Source organism: Bradyrhizobium manausense (genome assembly GCF_001440035.1).
GTDB lineage: Bacteria > Pseudomonadota > Alphaproteobacteria > Rhizobiales > Xanthobacteraceae > Bradyrhizobium > Bradyrhizobium manausense.
On the sequence record NZ_LJYG01000110.1, the window covers coordinates 176,809 to 184,703 of the forward strand.

The 7,895-nt window shown below is 67.0% G+C and carries 6 protein-coding genes; 2 read left to right on the forward strand and 4 right to left on the reverse strand.

Annotated elements, in window-relative coordinates:
- Nucleotides 1–98: 98 nt before the first annotated feature.
- The 3 genes from AOQ71_RS35230 to AOQ71_RS35240 all read right to left on the reverse strand — a co-directional run bounded on the left by AOQ71_RS35230 (nt 99) and on the right by AOQ71_RS35240 (nt 5,078).
- Entirely contained in the window at nt 99–3,563 is a 3,465-nt protein-coding gene (locus AOQ71_RS35230; protein WP_057757127.1) for a chromosome segregation SMC family protein, read from the reverse strand.
- A 216-nt stretch (nt 3,564–3,779) separates the two neighbouring features.
- Nucleotides 3,780–4,451 (reverse strand): DsbA family protein, encoded by a 672-nt coding sequence (locus tag AOQ71_RS35235; protein ID WP_057757129.1) that lies wholly within the window; start codon nt 4,449–4,451, stop codon nt 3,780–3,782.
- A gap of 135 nt (nt 4,452–4,586) precedes the next feature.
- A complete protein-coding gene (locus AOQ71_RS35240) occupies nt 4,587–5,078 on the reverse strand; it encodes a DUF721 domain-containing protein (protein ID WP_057757130.1) in 492 nt (163 codons plus the stop codon).
- 122 nt (nt 5,079–5,200) lie between these two features.
- On the opposite strand from AOQ71_RS35240, the gene mutY reads away from it, so the two are divergent.
- Together mutY and AOQ71_RS35250 are read left to right on the forward strand one after the other, a co-directional pair.
- Nucleotides 5,201–6,319: an A/G-specific adenine glycosylase gene (gene mutY / locus AOQ71_RS35245; protein ID WP_057757132.1), complete on the forward strand. Its 1,119-nt coding sequence runs from the start codon at nt 5,201–5,203 to the stop codon at nt 6,317–6,319.
- A gap of 52 nt (nt 6,320–6,371) precedes the next feature.
- Entirely contained in the window at nt 6,372–6,791 is a 420-nt protein-coding gene (locus AOQ71_RS35250; RefSeq protein WP_057757134.1) for a PaaI family thioesterase, read from the forward strand.
- A gap of 57 nt (nt 6,792–6,848) precedes the next feature.
- Here AOQ71_RS35250 and AOQ71_RS35255 read toward each other — a convergent pair.
- The coding region (locus tag AOQ71_RS35255) for a flavin-dependent oxidoreductase (protein ID WP_057757136.1) at nt 6,849–7,895 on the reverse strand (1,047 nt) is incomplete at its 5' end.

Consider the following 7,895-nt stretch of genomic DNA (forward strand, 5'->3'; position numbering starts at 1 on the left):
GTCATTCCGGGGCGCGCGAAGCGCGAACCCGGAAGTTCGAGATTGTCGCGCGAGATTCCGGGTTCTCGCTGCGCGAGCCCCGGAATGACGCAAAATCGTCACGCCACGTTCTGGTCGAGAATGTCCACGGCTTCGGCGAGGCTCACCGAGACCAGCTGGGAGACGCCGCGCTCGGCCATGGTGACGCCGAACAGGCGGTTCATCCGCGCCATCGTGATCGGGTTGTGCGTGATGATGATGAAGCGCGTGTCGGTCGAGCCGGTCATCTCGTGCAGGAGGTTGCAGTACCGTTCGACGTTGTGGTCGTCGAGCGGCGCGTCGACTTCGTCCAGCACGCAGATCGGGGACGGGTTGGTGAGGAATACCGCGAAGATCAGCGCCATTGCGGTCAGCGCCTGCTCGCCGCCCGACAGCAGCGACAGCGTCTGCGGCTTCTTGCCCGGCGGCTTGGCGATGATTTCGAGACCGGCCTCCAGCGGATCGTCGCTCTCGATCAGATGCAGCGCGGCCTCGCCGCCGCCGAACAGCTCGACGAACAAGCGCTTGAAGTGGTTGTTGACGACCTCGAACGAGGTCAGAAGCCGCTCGCGCGCCTCCTTGTTGAGGCTCTGGATGCCCTGGCGCAGTCGCTTGATGGCTTCGACCAAATCGTCGCGTTCGGTAACGAGGCCCGTGTGCTGGGTCTCGACCTCGCGCAGCTCTTCCTCCGCGCGCAAATTGACGGCGCCGAGGCGCTCGCGGTCGCGGCGCATCTTTTCGAGGTCTTCCTCGATGTCGTGCAGCGGCGGCAGCTCGGCGCCGGGCTCGATCTCGGCAAGGCCGGCGACGGCCTGCGGCTCGACCTCCAGCATGTCGCGGATCTCTCGCTCGATGTCCTCGAGCCGGCGCCGCGCGCCTTCCATGCGCTCCTCGGCGCGGGCGGAGGCCTCGCGGGCGCTCGACAAAGCTTCAAGCGTCAGCTTGGCAACGCGATCGGTCTCGGCCATCGCGGTCTCGGCGGTGGCGAGCGCGTCGGCGGCCATGCGGCGGTCGTTCTCGGCGTATTCGATCTCGGTGATCAGAGCGCTGCGCTTCTCGGCGAACACGGCCGGCGCGTTTTCGAGTTCGCTGCGCTCGATCGTGAGTTCGGCGATACGGGCCTGGATGGTGTCGATATGGGAGGCCGCGCTTTCCTTGCGGTTCTGCCACTCGGTGCGTTCGGCGAGGATCGCCTGGACGCGGCGGTCGGCGAGCTCAGCCTCGCGCGCCAGGGCCTGCGCCTCGGCACGGACCTGGGCGGCGATGCGGCGATGGTTTTCGATGTCGCTCCGCACGGCGGCGAGACGCGTCTCGGTGTCCTCGCTCGACGGCAGCTCGCTGATGCCGGCTTCGGCGTATTCGTAGGCAGCCTCGGCCTCGGCGCGGTCGGCGGCGAGACGGCTATGCGCTTCCGACAGCGTCGCCTTGCGCGCGGCATGGCGGCTGATCTCGCGCTCGGCGGCGGCATGGCGCTCGCGCGCGACGTTCAGCTCGCGCTGCGCGGCACGCATGGCTTCGCGGCTGGCGCCTTCGGTGCTCGCCGCCATCTGAAGCTCGGACTCGGCATTCTCCAGCGCCTGGCGCTTGATCTGCGCGTCGATGCGGGCCTGCTCCAGCTCATTCTCGATGTCGACGAGGCGGGCGCGCTCGGCGAGGCGCCGTGCCGCGCCAGTCGGGGCGTGCGCGGCGGCGACAAAACCATCCCAGCGCCAGACATCGCCCTCGGGCGAGACCAGTCGCTGGCCGGTCTTGAGCTGGGCGACCAGCTCGGCCCCGCGCTCGCGCGGCACCACGCCGATCTGCGCCAGGCGCCGCGTCAGCTCGGCCGGCGCCTGCACATGGCTCGCCAGCGGGGTGACGCCCTCGGGCAGCTCCGGATCGCCGTCCGTGACGCCGACATTGGTCCAGCGCATCGGCGCCGAGGGATCGATCGGCGCATCGAGATCGTCGCCGAGCGCGGCGCCGATCGCCTTTTCAAAGCCCTTGTCGACGGTGATGCCGTCGATGATCGGCGGCCACAGATTCTTGGTCTCGCCGTTGACGATTTTCGAGATCGTGCGCGCCTCGGTGTCGAGCCGCTGCACGCGCTTGTCGGCTTCGACCAGCGGCGAGCGCGAGGCTTCCAGCGTCTGGCGTGCGGCGACATGCGCGGCTTCGCTCGCTTGAGCTGCAGCTTCCGAAGCCGCCAGCGTCTGCTCGGCGCTCTCGACCGCGGCGGTCAGCTCGTCGAGGTCGCCGAAGCCGCCGGTCTCCGCAGCGAGCTTCTGCTCCTCGGCTGCAACATTCGCGATTTCCTGGTCGAGCCGGGCGAGCTTGTCGCGGTGGGTGCGGACGTTGGCCTCGAGCTGGTTGCGCTTGGCGGTGAGGTCGGCGAGCGCGGTGGTGAGCTCGGCGAACTGCTGCTCGGTCTCGGTCAGCACCGCCTCGGCTTCGGCGACACGCTCGTCGACGCCGGAACGCTTCTCGACGCGTGACTTGATTTCTTCCTTCAGCTCGGCGTCTTCGGTGTCGAGCCGCTGCAGCGCGACGTCGGCATCCATGGTTTGTTGCTGAGCGCGGGAAATATCGCCTTCGAACTGGGCGAGACGACGCTCGAGTTCGGCGACGCGCTCCTTGGCGCGCTCTTCCTCGCGGTCGAGCTGCTCGCGGGCATTGGTCAGGCGGTGCAGGCCTGCGGCGGCGCGCGCCTCGGCATCGCGCAGCGCCGGCATTTCGGCGGCGCGGATCGCCTGGATCCGCGCGGCCTCGGCCTGATGCTGGGTGCGCTCGGCCATCTCGCGCACGGCAAGGTCATGCGTCTGGCCGGATTCGTTGACGTCGGCATGGGCGCCGATCCAGCGTAGATGGAATAGCGTCGCTTCCGCCTTGCGGACCTTGGCCGCGACCTCGCGATAGCGCACCGCCTGGCGGGCCTGCTTCTTCAGGCCTTCCATTTGCCCTGCGAGCTGGCCGATCACGTCCTCGACGCGGGTAAGGTTGGTCTCGGCTGCCTTCAGCCGCAGCTCGGCTTCGTGGCGGCGGGCGTGCAGACCGGCAACGCCCGCGGCGTCTTCCAGCACGCGGCGGCGCTGCTCGGGCTTGGCCTGGATGATCTCGCCGATCTTGCCCTGGTGGACGAGGGCCGGCGAGCGAGCGCCGGTGGCGGCATCTGCGAACAGGATCTGCACGTCGCGGGCGCGCACGTCGCGGCCGTTGATGCGATAGACCGAGCCCGCCTCGCGCTCGATGCGGCGGGAGATTTCGAGAATCTGGCTGTCGTTCATCGCCGCCGGCGCGGTGCGATCGGCATTGTCGATCGTCATCGTCACTTCGGCGTGGTTGCGCGCCGGACGGTTGCCGGAACCGGCGAAGATCACCGCGTCCATGTCGGCGGCGCGCAAGCTCTTGTAGGAGGTTTCACCCATCGCCCAGCGCAGCGCCTCGACGAGGTTCGACTTGCCGCAACCGTTGGGTCCGACCACGCCGGTGAGGCCAGGCTCGATGACGAAGTCCGTGGGCTCAACGAAAGACTTGAAGCCGTGAAGGCGCAGGCGGGTGATTTTCATAAGCACGCATCTCTGTTGGCAGGCGCGAATCCCCCTGCCCGGACAATACCATGGAAGGCAATGTCGCTGTCTGGGCGAGTCGCGCGGGGCGCCTCATGCGGCGGACAATGGCCGCGGTGCGCCGCGAGGGCAACCAGCGAAAGCCGCTTTTCCCAAGGGATTTATGCCGGGAAAGATACGGCTTTCGAGATGCGAATCAGGATCTTGACGAGCGAATCAGCTCTTCAGCAGCGGATTGATCTTCTTGGCGAACTCCTCGAACGAAGCCTCGCCCTTGATCTTCTCGCCGTTGATGAAGAAGGTCGGCGTCGAATCCACCTTCAGAACGTCGCTGGCGTATTTCTGGTCGGCGGCGATCTTGTCGAGCAGCGCCTGGTCCTTCAGGCAAGCTTCCACCTGCTGCTGGGTGAGGCCGGCCTGCTTGCCGATCCGCGTCAGGGTCTCCGTGGTGTTCTTCGCCACCCAGTCGTTCTGCTGGCGGAACAGCATGTCGGTGACGGCGAAGTATTTCGCGGCGTCGCCATTGGCGATGCAGCGCGACAGCATCGAGCCCGCAGCGGCCTTGATGTCGAGCGGGAACTCGCGGAAGACGTAGCGGATCTTGCCGGTGTCGATGTACTCCGACTTGATCTTGGGGAACACCTGCTCGTTGAAGGCCGCGCAGTGTGGGCAGGTCATCGAGGCGAATTCGGTGATGGTCACAGCGGCGTCCTTCGGGCCGAGCGCCATGTCGGGCAGCGATACGGGCTTGGCCACAGCAGCGGCGTCCTGGGCCATGGCTTCAGGGATCAAGGCTTCGGAGATGAACCGCAGCGGCGGGAGCCCGGCGAGCGCGGCAAGACCGGTCAGCGACAGCATCGTGGTGAAGGCGCGGCGGGTGATGATCAAGGTCGGCTCCCGAATTGGCGTGGTCTTGCCCGAGGTGCGTATCGAGGTTCCCGGGCGGCCTGTCGCTAGCTTGAAACGTGGTTTGAGGCAATGGCGAGCGGCAGCAACGGGTCCAGAATAGCCCGGGAATGAGGCTCAATTTCGCTTGATGGCGGCTCCGAGCCGCGCCAGCGCCGTCTTCAATTCCTCGTCCTCGATGTCGCCCAGGCTCTCCGCCACCTTGGCGACGACCTTGGGGTCCGGCGGGCCGGGTCGCTTGCGGACCCGGGGTCGCGACAGGGGGGCCTGGCGGAAGGCGAGCTTGCCGACCGCGCTCCAGCCCAGGAAGCGGTTCACCCGTTCCAGGATCACGTCGGCCGAGTGCTGGATTTCCAGCGCCATCGGCCCCTCGACCCGCAGCACCAGCGTCGCCGGCTCCTGCGGTTGGCCCTCCACGGGCCGCGGCCACTGCATCTTAAGCGGCTCGGCATGGGCCGCGATCTCGGGTCCCGCGATCTGCGCCCACCGCGTCACCAGCTCGCGCGCCGCAAATCCCTGCTTGGCATAGGCCTCGGCAAAGACGTCGTTGAGCAGGATCCCGAGCGGCTTGGCGCTGATGGGGCCGGGTTTGGGAGGGAATTTTGCCATGGGGCCTTATAGCACTCCGGCGTGCGGCCGGCAGACTCCCCGCAGCGAAGAAAGACGTGGATGCCCGCGACGAGCGCGGGCATGACGTGGAGAGGCCGGTGCGTTGTCGCTACTGTGAGAGTATGAGCACCAAACCCGCCCGGATGGCGACATCGGAACCGAGACCGTCAGAGACCGTGTCGCGCCCCGTCGCGTTGCTCGCCTGGTACGACCGCCACCGCCGCAGGCTGCCCTGGCGCGCCGCGCCCGGCGAGACCTCGGATCCCTACCGCGTTTGGCTCTCGGAGATCATGCTGCAGCAGACCACGGTGAAGGCGGTCGGGCCCTATTTCGAGAAATTCGTCGCGCGCTGGCCTGACGTCACGGCCTTGGGAACCGCCTCGCTTGATGACGTGCTGCGGATGTGGGCCGGGCTCGGCTATTATTCGCGCGCGCGCAATCTCCATGCCTGCGCGGTCGCGGTGACGCGCGAGCATGGCGGTGTGTTCCCCGATACCGAGGAGGGGCTGCGCGCGTTGCCGGGGATTGGGCCCTACACGGCGGCGGCGATTGCGGCGATCGCGTTCGACCGCCACACCATGCCTGTCGACGGCAATATCGAGCGCGTGGTGTCGCGCCTGTATGCGGTCGAGGAGGAGCTGCCGCAGGCCAAGCCGCTGATCCAGCGGATGGCAGCGACGCTGCTGGCCAACGCACGTGCCGGCGACAGTGCCCAGGCCCTGATGGATCTGGGCGCCTCGATCTGCACGCCGAAGAAACCGGCCTGTTCACTATGCCCATTGAACGAGGATTGTGTGGCGCGCGCGCAGGGCACGCAGGACACCTTTCCGCGCAAGGCGCCGAAGAAGAGCGGGACGCTGCGGCGCGGCGCTGCCTTCGTCATCACGCGTGGCGATGAGCTGCTGGTCCGCTCGAGGCCCGAAAAGGGCCTGCTCGGCGGCATGACCGAGGTGCCGGGCTCGAACTGGCTCGCCGGACAGGAAGACGCAGCGGCGAAGCGGCAGGCGCCTGAGTTGAAAGGGCTGTCGCGCTGGCAGCGCAAGGTCGGCGTGGTCAGCCACGTCTTCACGCATTTTCCGCTGGAACTCGTGGTCTACACCGCGAAGGCCGAAGCCCGCACCCGGGCACCAGCGGGCATGCGTTGGGTGCCGATCGCGACGCTGGCGGACGAGGCGCTACCCAACGTCATGCGCAAGGTGATCGCGCACGCGCTGGACCTTTCATCGGGGCCAGCTTCCTGACAGCACGCTGGCAGCAGCGCTGCGCTATCAGCATGCAATATGGAGGCTGCCAATGGTCAAGACCGCGCTCGACAACTTCAAGAGGCCGCCTTGTGCCGAGCTATTGGGGTGGCGCCTGCTCGATGCTCGTCCCGACGAGGGTTGGATCAAGCTCGGCTTCGAAGGCAGGCCTGAGTTCTGCAACCCTGCTGGATTCATTCAAGGCGGCATGCTCTCGGCAATGCTCGACGACACGATGGGACCCGCGGTCCTCGTGATGAGCGAGGGCCGCCTCTACACCACCACCATCAGCATGACCGTGAATTTCCTCGCGCCCGCAAAGCCTGGCCCGATCATCGGCGAAGCCAGGGTGACGCAGCTCGGCAGGACCATCGCGTTCGTCGAGGCCAAGTTGATGGCGGAGGATGGCACGGTGCTGGCGACGGCCAGCGCGAGCGAGCGATTGCTGGAGGCGGCAAGGGTGGTGAAGTGAGGCGAGTGCGTGCGATTCGCCTCCGCCAAATTTCCGGGTCGTCATGCCCGGGCTTGCTCACACCCGCGCGCGCACGTCCTTGCTCACGATCGGCGGCTTGGCGTTCAGCGCCTCGACCTGGAAGCCCGCCACGCGCTTGTAGTTCGCGGCGATGTCTTCCAGCTCTTTTTGTGACAGCACGTCGGTGACGACCTTGTAGCCGTCAGGCGCGCGTTCTTCGACGAGCTGCATCACCTGCTCGGGGCCGTTCTTGCGGTTGAGCAGCACGAGATCGGTGGTCGCAGGCCGCCGCTCGGCCTCATAGGCGAGCAGAGCTGCGGTCGTCGGGCCATGCGCCAGGATCTCGCGGGTGATGGTGCGGGCATCCAGGATCGCCTGCGAGGCGCCGTTCGAGCCGATCGGGTACATCGGATGCGCGGCATCGCCCATCAGCGTCACCTTGCCGAAGGTCCATTGCGAGACCGGATCGCGGTCGACCAGCGGATACTCGTAGGCGTGCGGACAATTCCTGATCAGGCCGGGCACGTCGAGCCAGTCGAATGTCCAGCTCTCGAACCAGGGCAGGAACTCGTCCAGCCGCGCGGTGCGGTTATAGTCCTCGCGGCGCCATTGATAGGTCGGCGGCATGTGCCGCTCGGCGACCCAATTGATCAGGTGGTTGCCTGCGGCGTCCGGCTCCTTCGAGATCGGATAGCAGACGAATTTCAGGATCTCGTGGCCGGCCATGATCATGGTGCGGCCGGTGAGGAAGGCTTTCGAAGGGGTGACGCCGCGCCAGAGAATGCGGCCGTTCCAGATCGGTGGGCCTTCGTTCGGATAGAGCTTTTCGCGCGCGGCGGAATGGATGCCGTCGGCGGCGATCAGGATCGCGCCTTCATATGTGCCTGCGGCCTTGCCGGTCGCCTTGTCGATGAAGTCGGCACGCACGCCGCTGGCCGTCTCGGTCCAGCCGGTCAGATGATGGCTGGTCAAAAGGTTCTCGCGGCCGAGCCGCTCGATTGCGGCATCGAGCAGGATCTGCTGCAGCGTGCCACGATGGATCGAGAATTGCGGCCATTTGTAGCCGGCTTCCAGCCCGCGCGGCTCGCTCCAGATCGGCTTGCC

What these genes read in the sequence shown, in the direction of transcription:
- mutY (WP_057757132.1), top strand. Translation starts at nt 5,201, where the DNA reads ATGAGCACCAAACCCGCCCGGATGGCGACATCGGAACCGAGACCGTCA.
- AOQ71_RS35230 (WP_057757127.1), bottom strand. Translation starts at nt 3,563, where the DNA reads ATGAAAATCACCCGCCTGCGCCTTCACGGCTTCAAGTCTTTCGTTGAG.
- AOQ71_RS35240 (WP_057757130.1), bottom strand. Translation starts at nt 5,078, where the DNA reads ATGGCAAAATTCCCTCCCAAACCCGGCCCCATCAGCGCCAAGCCGCTC.
- AOQ71_RS35250 (WP_057757134.1), top strand. Translation starts at nt 6,372, where the DNA reads ATGGTCAAGACCGCGCTCGACAACTTCAAGAGGCCGCCTTGTGCCGAG.